The sequence below is a fragment of the Streptomyces sp. NPDC014991 genome, from assembly GCF_043080665.1.
Taxonomy (GTDB): Bacteria; Actinomycetota; Actinomycetes; order Streptomycetales; family Streptomycetaceae; genus Streptomyces.
The window spans coordinates 1-16,210 of sequence record NZ_JBIBVY010000043.1 but is presented as its reverse complement, the minus strand read 5'-3'; the positions used below and the strand labels follow the sequence as shown (position 1 = coordinate 16,210).

2 protein-coding genes are annotated in these 16,210 nt (G+C 75.6%); both read left to right on the top strand.

What is annotated here, in order from left to right; genetic code table 11:
* Positions 1-11,577: amino acid adenylation domain-containing protein (locus ACF1BE_RS34600; RefSeq protein WP_392202958.1), on the top strand; the 11,577-nt coding region annotated here is incomplete at its 5' end.
* Positions 11,559-16,210 (top strand): amino acid adenylation domain-containing protein (locus ACF1BE_RS34595; RefSeq protein ID WP_392202957.1); only part of this gene is annotated, 4,652 nt, incomplete at its 3' end. The genes ACF1BE_RS34600 and ACF1BE_RS34595, both read left to right, overlap by 19 nt.

Here is a 16,210-nt window from a genome sequence, read left to right as displayed (position 1 = left end):
GGACGGACCGCCCCCCTGACACCGGCGCACCCCGCCTACGTGCTCTACACCTCCGGCTCCACCGGCACACCCAAAGGCGTCGTCGTCCCCCACGCGGGCATCGTGAACCGGCTGCTGTGGACACAGGCGGAGTACGCACTGGACGCCTCCGACGCCGTCCTGCAGAAGACCCCGTACGGGTTCGACGTCTCCGTCTGGGAGTTCTTCTGGCCGCTGACCACCGGCGCCCGGCTGGTCGTCGCACGCCCGGACGGACACCGGGACCCCGCCTACCTGTCCGCGCTGATCCGGGAACACGCGGTGACGACCGTGCACTTCGTGCCGTCCATGCTGCGGACGTTCCTCACCGCGCCGGACGCGGCCGCCGCCGGGGAGACCCTGCGACGGGTGCTGTGCAGCGGCGAGGCGCTCCCCGCCGCACTGGCCGCGCGGGCCCGGGACGTCCTGGGCCCGAAGCTGCACAACCTGTACGGGCCGACCGAGGCCTCCGTCGACGTCACCTCCTGGGCCTGCCAGGACGGGTCGGGCACGGTGCCGATCGGCCGCCCCGTCTGGAACACCCGCGTCCACGTGCTCGACGCCGCCCTGCGCCCCGTACCTCCGGGCGTCACCGGCGAGCTGTACCTGTCCGGCGTCCAGCTCGCCCGCGGCTACCTCGGCCGGCCCGGCCTGACGGCGGAGCGTTTCGTGGCGCACCCCCACGGTGCGCCGGGCGAGCGGATGTACCGGACCGGCGACCTCGCGCGGTGGACCGGACAGGGTGTGCTGGAGTTCGCCGGCCGCGCCGACGACCAGGTGAAGCTGCGCGGCTTCCGCGTCGAACTCGGCGAGGTCGAGGCCGTTCTGGCCCGGCACCCGGCCGTGGCCGAGGTCGCGGCGGCGGTCCGCGAGGACCGCCCCGGCGACCAGCGGCTGGTGGCCTACGTGGTCCCCGCACCCGGAGCGGATCCGGAGCCGGAGCGGCTCCGCGCGGCCGCCGCCCACGCGCTGCCCGACTACATGGTGCCGACGTCGGTCGTCATGCTCGACGCGCTGCCGCTGACCCCGAGCGGGAAGCTGGCACGCAATGACCTACCCGCCCCGGACACCACCGCCCCGGCCCCCGGACGCGCCCCCCGCACCCCCCGGGAGGAGATCCTGTGCGGACTCTTCGCCGACGTGCTCGGCTGCGACCGGCCCGGCATCGACGACGGGTTCTTCGCCCTCGGCGGACACTCGCTGCTCGCCACCCGGCTCGTCTCACGCGTCCGGGCGGCCCTCGGGGCGGACCTGTCCGTACGGGACGTGTTCGAGGCACCCACGGTGGCCGGTCTGGCCGCCCGCATCGACGCCGGGAGCGGCCGGCGGCCCGCCCTGCGAGCGGCCGCGCACCGGCCGGACACCGTGCCGCTGTCGTTCGCCCAGCGCCGGCTGTGGTTCCTGCACCGGCTGGAGGGGCGTGGTCCGGCCTACAACATGCCCTTCGCGCTGCGTCTGTCCGGCGCGCTGGACGCCGCCGCCCTCCGCGCTGCCCTGGACGACGTCGTCGCCCGGCACGAGACCCTCCGCACCGTCTTCCCCGACACCGGGGACACCCCCGTGCAGGTGGTGCTCGACCCGGACGAGGCCGCCGTGGAGCTGCGCACCCACCGGACCGACGAGGCCGGGCTCACCGGGGCGCTGGCCGACGCGGCCGCGTACCGCTTCGACCTGACCGCCGAACCGCCGCTGCGGGCGGACCTGTTCGTGCTCGGCCAGGACGAGCACGTCCTGCTGCTGGTGATCCACCACATCGCCGGGGACGGCTGGTCCAACGTCCCGTTCGCCCGGGACCTGTCGGCCGCCTACTCGGCCCGCGGCGCCGGCCGCGCCCCGGAATGGGCGCCCCTGCCGGTCACCTACGGCGACTACACGCTGTGGCAGCACGACCTCCTCGGCAGCGAGGACGACCCCGACAGCCTGATCTCCGCCCAGGTCGCCTACTGGACCCACGCGCTGCGCGACCTGCCCGAGCAGCTGGAGCTGCCCGCCGACCGCCCCCGCCCCGCCGTGTCCGCCCATCGCGGCGGAAGGGTGCCGTTCACCCTGGAACCGGAATTGCACGCCCGGCTCGCAGGGCTGGCCCGCGAGCGCGGCGCGACCCTGTTCATGGTGGTGCAGGCCGGACTCGCCGCCCTGCTCAGCAGGGTCGGCGCGGGCACGGACATCCCCCTCGGCAGCGCCGTCGCCGGCCGCACGGACGAGGCCCTGGACGACCTCGTCGGCTTCTTCGTCAACACGCTCGTCCTGCGCCTGGACACCTCCGGAGACCCCGCCTTCACCACCCTGCTGGACCGGACCCGCGACACCGCCCTGGCCGCCTACGCCCACCAGGACGTGCCGTTCGAGCACCTCGTGGAACTGCTCAACCCGGTCCGGTCGGCGGCCCGGCACCCCCTGTTCCAGGTGATGCTGACGCTGCAGAACAACGCCGACCCCGAGTTCACCATGCCCGGCCTGAGGGTGACTCCGGACGTCGCCGAGCTGCCCGCGGCCAAGTTCGACCTGCTGTTCAGCCTCACCGACCGGTACTGGGCGGACGGCCGCCCCGACCGGGTCGACGGAGTGCTGGAGTACAGCGCGGACCTGTTCGACCACGGCACAGCCGAAGCCCTCGCGGCACGCTTCGTACGGCTGCTCGACGCCGTGGCGGCGGCCCCGGACCGGCCTATCGGCGCCGTCGACCTCACCGACGCCGCCGAGCGCGAGCGCGTGCTCGTGACATGGAACGGCGCCCCCCTCACCGCGCCGCCGGTGCCGCTCCCCGAGGCGTTCGAGGCGCAGGCGCGACGCACACCGGACGCCATCGCCGTGACCGACGGCGCCACCGCACTCGGCTACGCCGAACTGAACACCCGGGCCAACCGGCTCGCGCGGCTGCTCGCCCGCCGCGGCACGGGCCCGGAGCAGATCGTGGCGGTCGCCCTGCCGCGCTCGGTCGACCTGGTGGTGGCGCTGCTGGCCGTCCTCAAGACCGGCGCCGCCTATCTGCCCCTCGACCCGGGCCACCCGGCCGAACGGCTCCGCCTCCTGCTCGACGACGCCCGCGCCGCGTACGGACTGACCACCGCAGCCCTGGCCGCCGGCCTGCCCGCGACGGGTCCGCGATGGCTCGCGGTCGACGACGAGGACGTGACACGGGCCGCAGCGGAACAGCCCGGGCACGACCTGCCGGACGCCGAGCGGACCACGCCGCTGCGGCCGGAGCACCCCGCGTACGTCATCCACACCTCCGGCTCCACCGGCCGGCCCAAGGGCGTTACCGTCGAACACCGCGCGCTCGCGGCCTACCTCGCGTTCGCCCGCGAGGCGTACCCGGGCACCGCCGGCACCGCCCTGCTGCACTCGCCGGTCTCCTTCGACCTCACCGTCACCGCGCTGTTCGCGACGCTCACCGCGGGCGGCCGGGTGCTGGTCGGGGACCTCTCCGGCGGCGCGCCGGACCCCGGCCCGTACACGTTCCTCAAGGTGACGCCGAGCCACCTCGCGCTGCTCGGCACCTCGCCGGGACGACGGACGGCGGTCACGGACCTCGTCGTGGGCGGCGAACAGCTCACCGGCGAACAGCTCGCTCCCTGGCGGCGGTCGCAGCCGCAGGCCGCCGCGGTCAACGAGTACGGGCCGACCGAGGCCACCGTGGGCTGCATCGTCTTCCGGGTGCCTTCGGGCGCCGCGGCCGGCGACGGCCCGGTACCGGTCGGACGGCCCGTACCCGGCATGCGCGCATACGTGCTCGACGACCGGCTGCGCCCGGTGCCGCCCGGCCTGACGGGCGAGCTGTACCTGGCGGGCGCGCAGCTCGCCCGCGGCTATCTGCACCGGCCGGGCCCGACCGCCGAGCGGTTCACGGCGGACCCCTTCGGGCGACCGGGCGGGCGCATGTACCGCACCGGGGACCTGGCCCGGTGGACCGCCGCGGGCGAGCTGGTCTTCGCCGGCCGCGCCGACGAACAGGTCAAGGTGCGGGGCCACCGCATCGAGCCGGGCGAGGTCGAGGCCGTGCTGACCCGGCACCCGGCCGTGGTCCGGGCCGCCGTCGTCGCCCGCGAGGACCGGGCGTCCGGCACGCAGCTGGTGGGCTACGTCGTCCCGGCGGCCGGCCAGCGGCAGGGCGACGAGGCGGCACGGGCCCAGCTCGACGAATGGCAGGAGGTGTACGACACCCTGTACGGCGCCCACCGGGAGGACGCGGAACCGGCCCCGTTCGGTGAGGACTTCAGGGGCTGGACCAGCTCCTACGACGGGCAGCTCCTGCCGGTCGAGCAGATGCGCCGCTGGCGGGACGCCACGGTCGCCCGGATCCGCGAGCTACGGCCGCGCCGAGTGCTGGAGATCGGCGTGGGCAGCGGACTGCTGCTCTCCCGGATCGCCCCGGACTGCGCGGCCTACTGGGGCACCGACATCTCCGCCGACGCCGTCGGCCGGCTGCGCGCCCAAGTCGCCGGGCGGCCGGACCTGGCCGGGCGGGTGGAACTGCGCGTGCAGGCCGCCGACGACGCCGGCGGCCTGCCGGCCGGCTCCTTCGACACCGTGGTGATCAACTCGGTCGCCCAGTACTTCCCCGACGCCGGCTACCTCACCGACGTGCTCGACACGGCACTGGGACTGCTCGCCCCCGGCGGGGCCGTGTTCCTCGGCGACGTGCGCGACCTGCGGCTGCTGCGGTGCCTGCACACGGCGGTGCAGCTGCGCCGTGCCACGTCGTCCGCCGACCCCGCCACCGTGCGCCGCGCCGTCGAACAGGCCGTGCTGCTGGAGAAGGAACTCCTCCTCGACCCCGCGTACTTCACCGCGCTCGCGGCGCGACGCGACGACATCGCAGGCGTCGACCTACGGGTCAAGCGCGGCGCGTACGTCAACGAGCTCAACCGCTACCGGTACGACGTCGTGCTGCACAAGCGTCCCGCCGCAGGGACACGGTCCCTGGAGCAGGCCCCGGAACTGCGCTGGAGCCACGACGTGTCGGGGCCCGGCGACCTCGCCCGCCACCTCGCCGGCCGGCGCGTCCCCGCGCTGCGGGTGACCGGGGTGCCCGACGAGCGGCTCGCGGGCGAGGCCGGCGCCCTGCGCGCCCTGGACGAGGGACGGCCCCTGGCGGAAGCCCTCGCCCTCCTCGGCGCCGCCGGCCGGCCGACGGCGCCGGACCTCGGACCGGACGCCTTCCACGAACTGGGCGAGCGCGCGGGCTACCGGGTCGCGGTCACGCGTTCGGGGGAGGACGCCGTACTCCTCGACGTCCTCTTCACCGACCCGGCGGCGGCCGTACTCGGCGGCGTCCACCGCCCGGCGGCGGCCGCCGCGGCCGGACCGCCGCGGGCGCTCGCCAACGACCCGGCGGCCTCCCGGCAGCGCGGTGAACTGGTCGCCTCGCTCACCGCGTCGCTGCGGGAGGAGCTGCCCGGGTACATGGTGCCGGCCGCCGTGGTGGTCCTCGACGAGCTCCCCCTGACCGTCCACGGCAAGCTCGACCGGGCGGCGCTGCCCGCGCCCTACCTCGGCTCCGTCGAGGGCCCCCGCCGGCCGGCCACCCCACGTGAACGAGTGCTGTGCGACCTGTTCGCGCAGCTGCTCGGCGTGGCGGCCGTGGGCGTCGACGACAACTTCTTCCACCTCGGCGGGCACTCGCTGCTGGCGACCCGGCTCATCAGCCGCGTCCGCACCGCCCTGGGAGCCGAACTGCCCGTCCGCGCCGTGTTCGAGACGCCGACGGTCGCCGGCCTGGTCGCACGGCTGGACGACACCGAGGAACGCCGGGACGCCACGCGGCCCGCGCTGCGGCCGATGCCCCGGCCCGAGACGGTGCCGCTGTCGTTCGCACAGCAGCGGCTGTGGTTCCAGCACCGGCTGGAGGGTCCGAACGCCACGTACAACATGCCGGTCGCCCTGCGTCTGCGCGGCGAGCTGGACCGTACGGCGCTGCGCGCGGCACTGGCCGACGTCGCGGCCCGGCACGAGAGCCTGCGCACCGTGTACCCGGTGACGGACGGGGTGCCCCGCCAGCTCGTCCTCGACACGGCGGACGCCCGCCCCGAACTGATCGTCCGACACGTCGACGCGGCAGGACTGCCCGAGGCCGTCGGGACGGCAGCGCGCTACCCCTTCGACCTCGCCGCCGACCTTCCGCTGCGGGCCGAACTGTTCGTCCTGGGCGAGCGGGAGCACCTGCTGGTGCTGCTGGTGCACCACATCGCCGGCGACGGCTGGTCGATGGCCCCGCTGTCACGGGACCTGGCCACCGCCTACGACGCGCGGTCCCGGGGCGAGGCGCCGTCGTGGACGCCACTGCCCGTCCAGTACGCGGACTACACGCTGTGGCAGCGCGCGCTGCTGGGGAACGAGGCCGACCCGGACAGCCTGTTCGCCCGGCAGGTGGCCTACTGGACCGAGGCCCTGGCGGACCTGCCCCAGGAGCTCGCGCTCCCGGCGGACCGTCCCCGGCCCGCCGTGTCCACCTACCGCGGCGAGATGCTCGGCTTCGACCTCAGCCCCGATCTGCACCGCCGGCTGGCGGCCCTCGCCCGGGACGCGGAGGCCAGCCTGCACATGGTGCTGCACGCCGGTCTCGCCGCCCTGCTGACACGGCTCGGCGCGGGTACGGACCTGCCGATCGGCAGCGGCGTCGCCGGGCGTCACGACGAGGCGCTCGACGACGCGGTCGGCCTCTTCGTCAACACGCTCGTCATGCGGACCGACACCTCCGGCGACCCGTCGTTCGACGAACTGCTCCGCCGCGTACGGGAGACGGCGCTGAGCGCCTACTCCCACCAGGACGTACCCTTCGAGCACCTGGTGGAGGTGCTCAACCCGGTCCGCTCCCCGAACCGTCACCCGCTCTTCCAGGTGGCGCTGGTACTGCAGAACACCCCGGAGGCCGGGCTCGCGCTGCCCGGTGTCGAGGTGACGCCCGAGCCGGCCGGCTCGGGTACCTCACGGTTCGACCTGTTCTTCAGCGTCACCGAGCGCGGCGACGCCGGGGGCGTACGCGGAACGGTCGAGTACAGCACCGACCTGTTCGACCGGCGGACGGTCCAGACGCTGGCGGAGCGGTGGATCCGGCTCCTGGAGGCGGTGACCGCCGACCCGGGGCGGCCCATCGGCGAGGCCGGCATCCTCACACCCGCCGAACGCGCCCGGATGCTGGGCACCGACGGCCCGCAGGTGCCGCCCGCCACCCTGCCCGCGCTCTTCGAGCGCCAGGCGGCACGGCATCCCGGGGAGCCCGCGGTGCTGTCCGCGTCCGGCACGCTGACCTACGCCGAGCTGAACGCCCGGGCCGACCGCCTGGCGGAGCTGCTGCGCTCTCGCGGCATCGGCCCCGGGCACACCGTCGCCCTGGCGTTCCCCCGCTCGGTCGGCCTGGTCGTGGCCGTCCTCGGGACGCTCAAGGCGGGGGCGGCCTACCTCCCCCTCGACACCCGCTACCCGGCCGAGCGCCTCGCCTTCATGCTCGGCGACGCACGGCCGTCGCTGCTGCTGACGGGCACCGCCGGCCAGGAACTGCCCGGCTCCGGCGGCCTGCCCAGGATCGACCTGGACGACTCCGGCGGGCACTCCGCCCCCGACCTGCCCGGACGGCCGGACACCGGCCCCGACGCCGCCGGGCACGCACGGCCGCCGGTACCCGCCGACGCCGCCTACGTCATCTACACCTCCGGCTCCACCGGCGTACCCAAGGGCGTGGTCGTCACCCACTCCGGTGTGGCCGCCCTGGCGGCGGCGCAGGCGGACGCCTTCGGCGCCGGGCCGGGCAGCAGGGTCCTGCAGTTCGCCTCGCCGAGCTTCGACGCGGCGTTCTGGGAGCTGTGCATGGCGCTGCTGGCCGGCGCGGCCCTGGTGGTGGTGCCCGCCGAACGGCTCCTGCCGGGGCCCGACCTCGCCGCCGTGGTGGCCGAGCACGGCGTGACGCACCTGACCGTGCCCCCCGTGGCGCTCGGGATGATGACGCCCGACCAACTGGACCCGGTGACCTGCCTGGTGGTCGCAGGAGAGGCCTGCCCGCCGGAGACGGCGGCGGCCTTCGGCCGCGGCCGGCGGATGGTGAACGCCTACGGGCCGACGGAGTCGACGGTCTGCGGCACGATGAGCCGGCCGCTGGCCGGGGACGGCGGCACCGCGCCCATCGGCACGCCCGTCACCGGCACCCGGGTCTACGTCCTGGACGCGGCACTGCGCCCGGTGCCGTCGGGCGTGGCGGGCGAGGTGTACCTGGCGGGCGCGGGCCTGGCCCGCGGGTACCTCGGGCGGCCCGGCCTGACCGCGGGGCGGTTCGTCCCCGACCCGTTCGGCGCGCCGGGCACCCGGATGTACCGCACCGGGGACCTCGCGCGGTGGAACGCCGCGGGCGAGCTGGAGTTCGCCGGGCGGGCCGACGAACAGGTCAAGATCCGGGGCCACCGGGTCGAACTGGGCGAGGTCGAGGCCGTGATGGCCGCCCATCCCCAGGTCGCCCAGGCCGTCGCGGCGGTCCGCGACGACGGCCCCGGCGGCACCCGCCTGCTCGGGTACGTCGTGCCGGCGGACGACACGGAACCCGGGGATGCCGCGGGTGGCGTCCCGGAGCGGTCCGAACGGGTCCTCGACGAGTGGCGGCAGCTCTACGACACCCTGTACGGGACGTCGCAACCCGCCCAGTTCGGTGAGGACTTCACCGGCTGGAACAGCACCTACGACGGGCGGCCCCTGCCCGCGGGCGAGATGCGGCAGTGGCGGGACGCCACCGTCACGCGCATCCGCGGGCTGCGGCCCCGGCGGGTCCTGGAGATCGGTGTCGGCCGCGGCCTGCTCCTGTCGCAGCTCGCCGCGGAGTGCGACACGTACTGGGGCACCGACCTGTCGGCGGCCGTGATCGAGGCGCTGACGGCACAGGTCGCCGAGCGCCCGGACATCGCCTCCCGGGTGGTGCTCAGGGCCCAGCCGGCGGACGACCTCACCGGGCTGCCGGAAGGCTTCTTCGACACCGTCGTGCTCAACTCGGTGGCCCAGTACTTCCCCGACGCCGGTTATCTGACCGAGGTGATCGGCGCCGCGATGCGGCTCCTGGCACCGGGCGGCGCCCTCTTCCTCGGCGACGTCCGCAACCTGCGGCTGCTGCCGGACCTGCGGGCGGCCGCCGGCGCCACCGCTCCGGAACGGGAACTGCTGGTCGACCCGGACTACTTCCCGGCCCTGCCCGCCGTCGTGCCCGAGGTCGCCGCCGTCGACGTACGCCTCAAACGCGCGGCCTACCACAACGAGCTGTCCCGGTACCGCTACGACGTCGTCCTGCACCGCTCGCCGCTTCTCGCGCCGGCCCGGTCGTTCACCGACGCGCCGACGGTGCCCTGGCGGGAGGTCCGCGGCGGGACGGAAGGGCTCGCCGCGCTGCTGGCGGAGCGCCGCCCGGACCGGCTGCGCGTCACCGCGATCCCCAACGCGCGGCTGGCGGGCGAGGCAGCTGCCGGGCACGCCGGGCACGCGGACCCCGAGACGCTGTGTGCGCTGGGGGAGCGGCTGGGCTTCTGGGTGGCCGCGACGTGGTCGGGCACGGCCGGCGACGACTGCTTCGACCTCCTGTTCGCCGCGAACGGCGGCACCCCGGTCTCCGGGCTGTACGTGCCCGTGGTCTCCGGCGCTGCCGACCGCACCTCGCTGTCGACCTTCACCAACGCCCCGGCGGCCGCGGCGCCGTCGGCGGCACTGGGCCCCTCGCTGCGCGCCTGGCTGGGCGAGAAGCTGCCGGAGTACCTGGTGCCCTCGGTGGTCGTCACGCTCGACGCCCTGCCGCTGACACCGAACGGCAAGGTCGACCGCAAGGCGCTGCCCGCGCCGGAAGCAGCCGGGGCCACGGCCGGCCGCCCCCCGGCGACCGCGCGGGAACGGCTGCTGTGCGACATCTTCGCGGACGTGCTCGGCCGCCCGTCCGTCGGCGTCGACGACGACTTCTTCGACCTCGGCGGCGACAGCATCGTCTCCATCCAGGTGGTCAGCCGGGCCCGGGCCGCCGGACTGGCGATCGGCGCGCAGGACGTGTTCCGCCACAAGACCGTGGCGGCGCTGGCCGCGGCCGCCGGGACACCGGACGGGGCGCCGACGGAGACGGACGCGCCGCAGGCGGGCATCGGCACGGTGCCGCTGACACCGGCCCTGCACGCACTGCGGGAGCAGGACCCATACCCCGGCACCGGGTACGAGGCGATGACCGTGGAGATCCCGGCCGGGCTCGGCGCGGAAGGGCTCGAGACGGTCCTACAGGCGGTCCTCGACCACCACGACGCGCTGCGGATGCGCCTGACACCCGGCCTCGGCGGCACCCCGGAGGCGGACGGGCCGGAGTGGCTGCTGGAGGTGATGCCTCCGGGCGCGGTCCGGGCCGCTGACTGCCTGCGCCGCACAGACGCCGCACCGGACGAGACCGCCCTCGCCAGGGAGGAGTGGGCCGCCTCGGCGCGCCTCGCGCCCGGGTCCGGGGTGCTGCTCCAGGCGATCGGCTTCGACACCGGGCCCGGCCGCCCCGGGCTGCTGCTGCTCGTCCTGCACCGCCTCGTCGCCGACCCGGAGTCCTGGCGGATCCTGCTGCGTGACGTCACCGGCGCCTGCGAGGCCGTCGCCGGGGGACGGAGCCTCGCACTCGCCCCGGTCGGCACGTCCTTCCGGCGCTGGGCCCAGCACCTGCGGGCCCGGGCGCAGGACGCCCGGCTGGCCGGGGAACTGCCCCGGTGGACCGGTGTACTCGCCGGGGAGGGACAGCCGGACGAGGACCCGGGCGGACCGCCGGCGCGGGCGCCGGAGGAGACCGGGACCGTCACGCTGACCACCGTCCTGTCCGCCGAGCACACCGGTCAGGTGCTCACCGACGTGACCGCGGCCTTCCACGCCGACCCCGAGGACGTGCTGCTGACCGCGTTCGCGCTGGCGGTTGCCGACTGGCGGTACCGCCGTGGCCCCGGCGCCGCGGACGGCCGCGTGCTCGCCGACGTACGGCGGCCGGGCCGCGAACGCGTCGCCGAGGGCGTCGACCCGTCCCGCACCGTGGGCCGCTTCACGGCCACCCACCCGGTCCGCCTGGACCTGGGCGGCTTGGACCGCGACGCGCTGTGGGACGGGGGGCACGCCGCCGGCACGGCCCTCAAACGGGTCAAGGAGGAACTGAGGTCCCTGCCGGACGGCGGCCTGGGCTACGGCCTGCTGCGCCACCTCAACGCCGGCACCGCCCCGGAACTGGCGGCCCTGCCCGCCCCGCGGTTCGCCTTCCACTACCTCGGGCGGCTGCCGCAGGTCCCGTCCGGCCCGGGCCCGGACGCGGCCGGCTCCCCGTCGCAGTACTGGGCGGAGGCGGACATCGCCGTCGTGGACGGAACGGACGGAGCGCGGCTGACCGCGACCTGGCGCCGCCCGCGATCGCCCCTGACCGAGCGCGACCTCGGGGATCTGGCGGCCACCTGGGTCCGGGCCCTGGAAGCACTGACCGCCCACGCCGCCCGGCCCGAGGCCGGCGGCCGGACCCCGTCCGACGTACCGCTGGTCCGGCTCAGCCAGGACAAGCTCGAACAGCTGGAAGCCGCATGGAGGAGATCACGATGACGCAGGCCGAGCCGCAGGCGGAACTGGAGGACATACTCCCCCTGGCACCGCTGCAGGAAGGACTGCTGTTCCACGCGCTGTACGACGAGGCGGCCCTCGACCTCTACACCGTGCAGTGCGCCTTCGACCTGGACGGCGACCTCGACGCCGAGGTGCTGCACGCGTCCGCCCGCACCCTGCTCCGGCGCCACGCCGCCCTCCGCGCCGGCTTCTGGCACGAAGGTCTGGACGAGCCGGTGCAAGTCGTCCCGCGCGAGGTGGTACCGGCGTGGCTGGAGGCGGACCTGACCGCGGTCGCCCCCGGCGAGCGGGAGGCCGAGGCGGGGCGGATGGCGGCGGAGGACCGGCTCCGCCGGTTCGACCCGACCCGCCCGCCGCTGCTGCGGTTCACGCTCCTGCGGCTCGGGCCCTCCCGGCACCGGTTCGTCGTCACCGCCCACCACCTGGTGCTGGACGGGTGGTCCGTCCAGCTGCTGCTGGGCGAGCTGTTCCAGCTGTACGTCCGGGGCGGCCGGGAGGACGGGATGCCCCCCGTCACCCGGTACCGCGACTACCTGGCCTGGCTGGCCGGGGAGGACAGGGCGGCCGCCGAGGACGTGTGGCGCCGGATGCTGAAGGGTATCGACGAGCCCACCCGCGTCGCGCCCGCCGACCCCTCCCGGGAGCCGGCACTGCCCGGCCAGGTCCTGCGCGACCTGCCGGACGATCTCGCCGCCGGGCTGGACGCCCTCGCCCGCCGCGAGGGACTGACCCTGAACACGGTCTTCCTGGGGATCTGGGCGATCGTCCTCGGCCAGCTGACCGGCAGGGACGACGTGGTCTTCGGCACCACGGTCTCCGGACGCCCGCCGGAGGTCCCCGGCGTCGAGAGAATGATCGGCCTGTTCGCCAACACGCTGCCGGTACGGGTCCGCCTGCACCCGGCCCAGGCGCTGACGGGGATGCTCGCCCGGCTCCAGGAGGAGCAGACGCGCCTGCTGGCCTGCCAGCACGTGGGGCTCTCCGGCATCCAGCGCACGCTGGGCACGGGCGAGCTGTTCGACACGGTGACCGTGTTCGAGAACCTTCCGGCCGGCGAGAGCGAACTCGCCGCCACCGCGCACGGCAGCGGACTGCGGGTGACCGCGAGCCGGAGCCACGGCGTCACCCACTACCCGCTCAACTTCATGGTGATGCCCGGCAGGCCGCTGCGGCTGCGCCTGGACCACCAGGTCGACCTGTTCGACCGGGACGCCGCCGAAGCGATCATGACCCGGGTGGTCCGGGCCCTGCGGATCCTGGTCGCCGACCCCGGGCGGCGGATCGGCGCGCTGGAGATCCTGGCACCGGCCGAGCGCGCCCTGGTGCTGGAGGAGTGGAACGGCACGGCAGGGGAGACGCCGTCCGTGCTGGTGCCGGAGGCGTTCGCGGCCCAGGCGGCGCGGACCCCGGACGCGGTGGCCGTCGTCTGCGGCGGGGTGTCCTGGACGTTCGCCGAACTGGACGCCCGGGCGGACGGTCTCGCGCGACGCCTGGCCGCCCGCGGCGCGGGACCCGACGTGCTGGTCGGGCTGTGCGTTCGCCGGTCGGCCGAGATGATCGCCGCCGTGCTGGCCGTCTGGAAGTCCGGCGGCGTGTGCGTACCGCTCGACCCCGCCTATCCGGCGGAACGGCTCGAATTCATGCTGGCCGACGCCTCCGTGTCCCTGGTACTGGCCGAACAGGACCTGGCCGGACGCCTGGGGGCGAACCGGGCGGCGTCCCTGGTGCTGCTGGACGCCGACCACCCCGCCGACGGCCCCTGCGGCGGCGAGGAAAGCGCCGGCCGGTGGACCCGTACGCCGGTGCTGCGCGCCGACCACGCGGCCTACGTCGTCTACACGTCCGGATCGACGGGCGTGCCCAAGGGCGTGGTGGTCACGCACCTGGGCCTCGCGAACCTGTTCGCCAGCCACCGCGACCAGGTGTTCGGCCCGGCGGCCGCCGCCGTGGCCGCGGCGTCCGGACGACGGCTGCGCGTGGCGCACACGGCGTCGCTGTCGTTCGACGCCTGCATGGGCCAACTGCTCGGCCTGATCGCCGGCCACGAACTGCACGTCGTGGACGAGGACACCCGCCGCGACGCCGCCGCGCTGCTGGCGTACGTACGCGAACGGGGCCTGGACTACCTGGGCATCACCCCCTCGCTGCTGCGGGAACTGACCGGCCTGGGCCTGCTGGACGGCCCCGGGCACCGGCCGGGCGTGATCCTCCTCGGCGCTGAGGCCACCGGCGCGGCGCTGTGGGAGACGCTGCGGGCCCACCCGGCAACCGAGGTGCACAACTACTACGCGCCCAGCGAGTGCACCGTGGACGCCGTCGGCGCCCGGGTGCGCGACAGCGCCCGGCCCGTGATCGGCCGGCCGGTCACCAACATGCGGGCCTACGTGCTCGACGCGCGGCTGCGCCCGGTGCCGCCCGGCGTGGTGGGAGAGGTCTACCTGGCCGGCGTCCAGCTCGCCCGCGGCTACCTGGGCCGACCCGGCCTGACCGCCGGACGCTTCGTCGCCGACCCGTTCGGCGGGCCGGGAACCCGGATGTACCGCACCGGCGACCTGGCCCGCTGGACGGCCGACGGGCTGCTGGAGTTCGCCGGGCGGGCCGACGACCAGGTGAAGCTGCGCGGATTCCGCATCGAGCTCGGCGAGGTCGAGGCGGTGCTGGCCCGGCACATCACCGTCGCGCACGCGGTCGCGGTCGTGCGCGAGGACCGGCCCGGCGACCAGCGCCTGACCGCCTACGTGGTGTCCGCGCCCGGCACCCGCGCCCACCCGGGCGAACTGCGGGAGCACTGCGCCGCGACGCTGCCGGAGTTCATGATGCCCGCCGCGGTCGTCGTGCTCGACGCCCTCCCGCTGACCCCCAGCGGGAAGCTGGACCGCCGCGCCCTGCCCGCCCCCGGCCCGCGCGGAACCGACGGCCGGGGACCCCGCGACCCCGTCGAGGAAATCCTGTGCGGCCTGTTCGCCGAGGTCCTCGGCACGGAACGCGTCGGCGTCGACGACGGGTTCTTCGCGCTCGGCGGGCACTCCCTGCTGGCGACCCGGCTGGTCTCGCGCGTCCGCGCGGCCCTCGGCGCGGAACTCGCCGTGCGGGACGTCTTCGAGGCCCCGACCGCCGCCGGGCTCGCGGCCCGGCTCGGCATGCCGCGCGAGGACGTCCACCGGCGGCCGCCGCTACGGCCCGCCGGTGAGCGCCCGGCCGAGCTGCCGCTGTCCTTCGCCCAGCGGCGCCTGTGGTTCCTGCACAAGCTGGAAGGACCCAGCCCCACCTACAACATGCCGTTCGCGCTGCGCCTGACCGGCGGCCTCGACGCCCGGGCCCTGCGCGCCGCCCTCGACGACGTGGTGGCCCGGCACGAGGTGTTGCGCACGGTCTACCCGGACAGCGCGGGCACGCCGCGCCAGCACGTCCTCGACCCTGCCCGGGCGGCCGTGCCGCTGCCCGTCCGGACGGTCGCCGAGGACGGGCTCGCCGCGGCCCTCGCGGACGCCGCCGCCCACTGCTTCGACCTCACGACCGAACCGCCCCTGCGCGCCCAGCTGTTCGCACTCGGCCCGGACGAGCACGTCCTGTTGCTCGTGCTCCACCACATCGCGGGCGACGGCTGGTCCAACCGCCCGCTCGCCCGCGATCTGTCCGACGCCTACGCCGCCCGGCGCGAGGGCCGCGTCCCCGCCTGGGCGCCGTTGCCCGCCCAGTACGCCGACTACACCCTGTGGCAGCGGCGCTTCCTCGGCGAGGACAGTGACCCGGACAGCCTGTTCTCCCGCCAGACGGCCTACTGGCGGACACAGCTCGAGGGACTGCCGGCCGAGCTGGAGCTGCGGCGGGACCGGCCCCGGCCGGACGTGCCCGGCCACCGCGGCGGAACGGTGCCGCTGCACATCGGCCCCGAGGCCCACGCCCGGCTCACCGCGCTGGCACGGGCGCACGGCGCGAGCCTGTTCATGGTTGTCCAGGCGGTGCTCGCGGCACTCCTCACCCGCGAGGGCGCGGGCACCGACATCCCGATCGGCACGCCGGTCGCGGGGCGCACCGACGACAGCCTCGACGACTTGGTCGGATGCTTCGTCAACACCCTGGTCCTGCGCACCGACACCGGGGGCCACCCGAGCTTCGCGGATCTGCTCGACCGGGTCCGCGAGACCGACCTGGCCGCGTACAGCCACCAGGACGTGCCCTTCGAGCACTTGGTGGAAGTGCTCAAACCGGCCCGCTCGACGGCCCGGCACCCGCTGTTCCAGGTGATGCTGACCCTCCACCACGCCAGGGACCTGCCGGTGGAGCTGCCCGGTCTGCGTTACCGGGCCGAGGAGACGGAATCGAGGTCGGCCAAGTTCGACCTGCTGTTCCGGCTGGCCGAGCGGAGCACCCCCGACGGCCGGCCCGGCGGCCTGGAAGGCGGCGTCGAGTACAGCACCGACCTGTTCGACCGCAGCACGGTGGACGGCCTGGTCACCCGGTTCGAGCGGTTGCTCGACGCCGCGGCCGCCGACCCCGCCGAACGCATCTGGCGGCTCCCCGTGCTGGACGAGGCCGAGCGGGAGCTGGTCCTGAGGGGGTGGAACGACACGGCGCGGCCCCTGCCCGCGGTGACGCTGCCGGAGTTGTT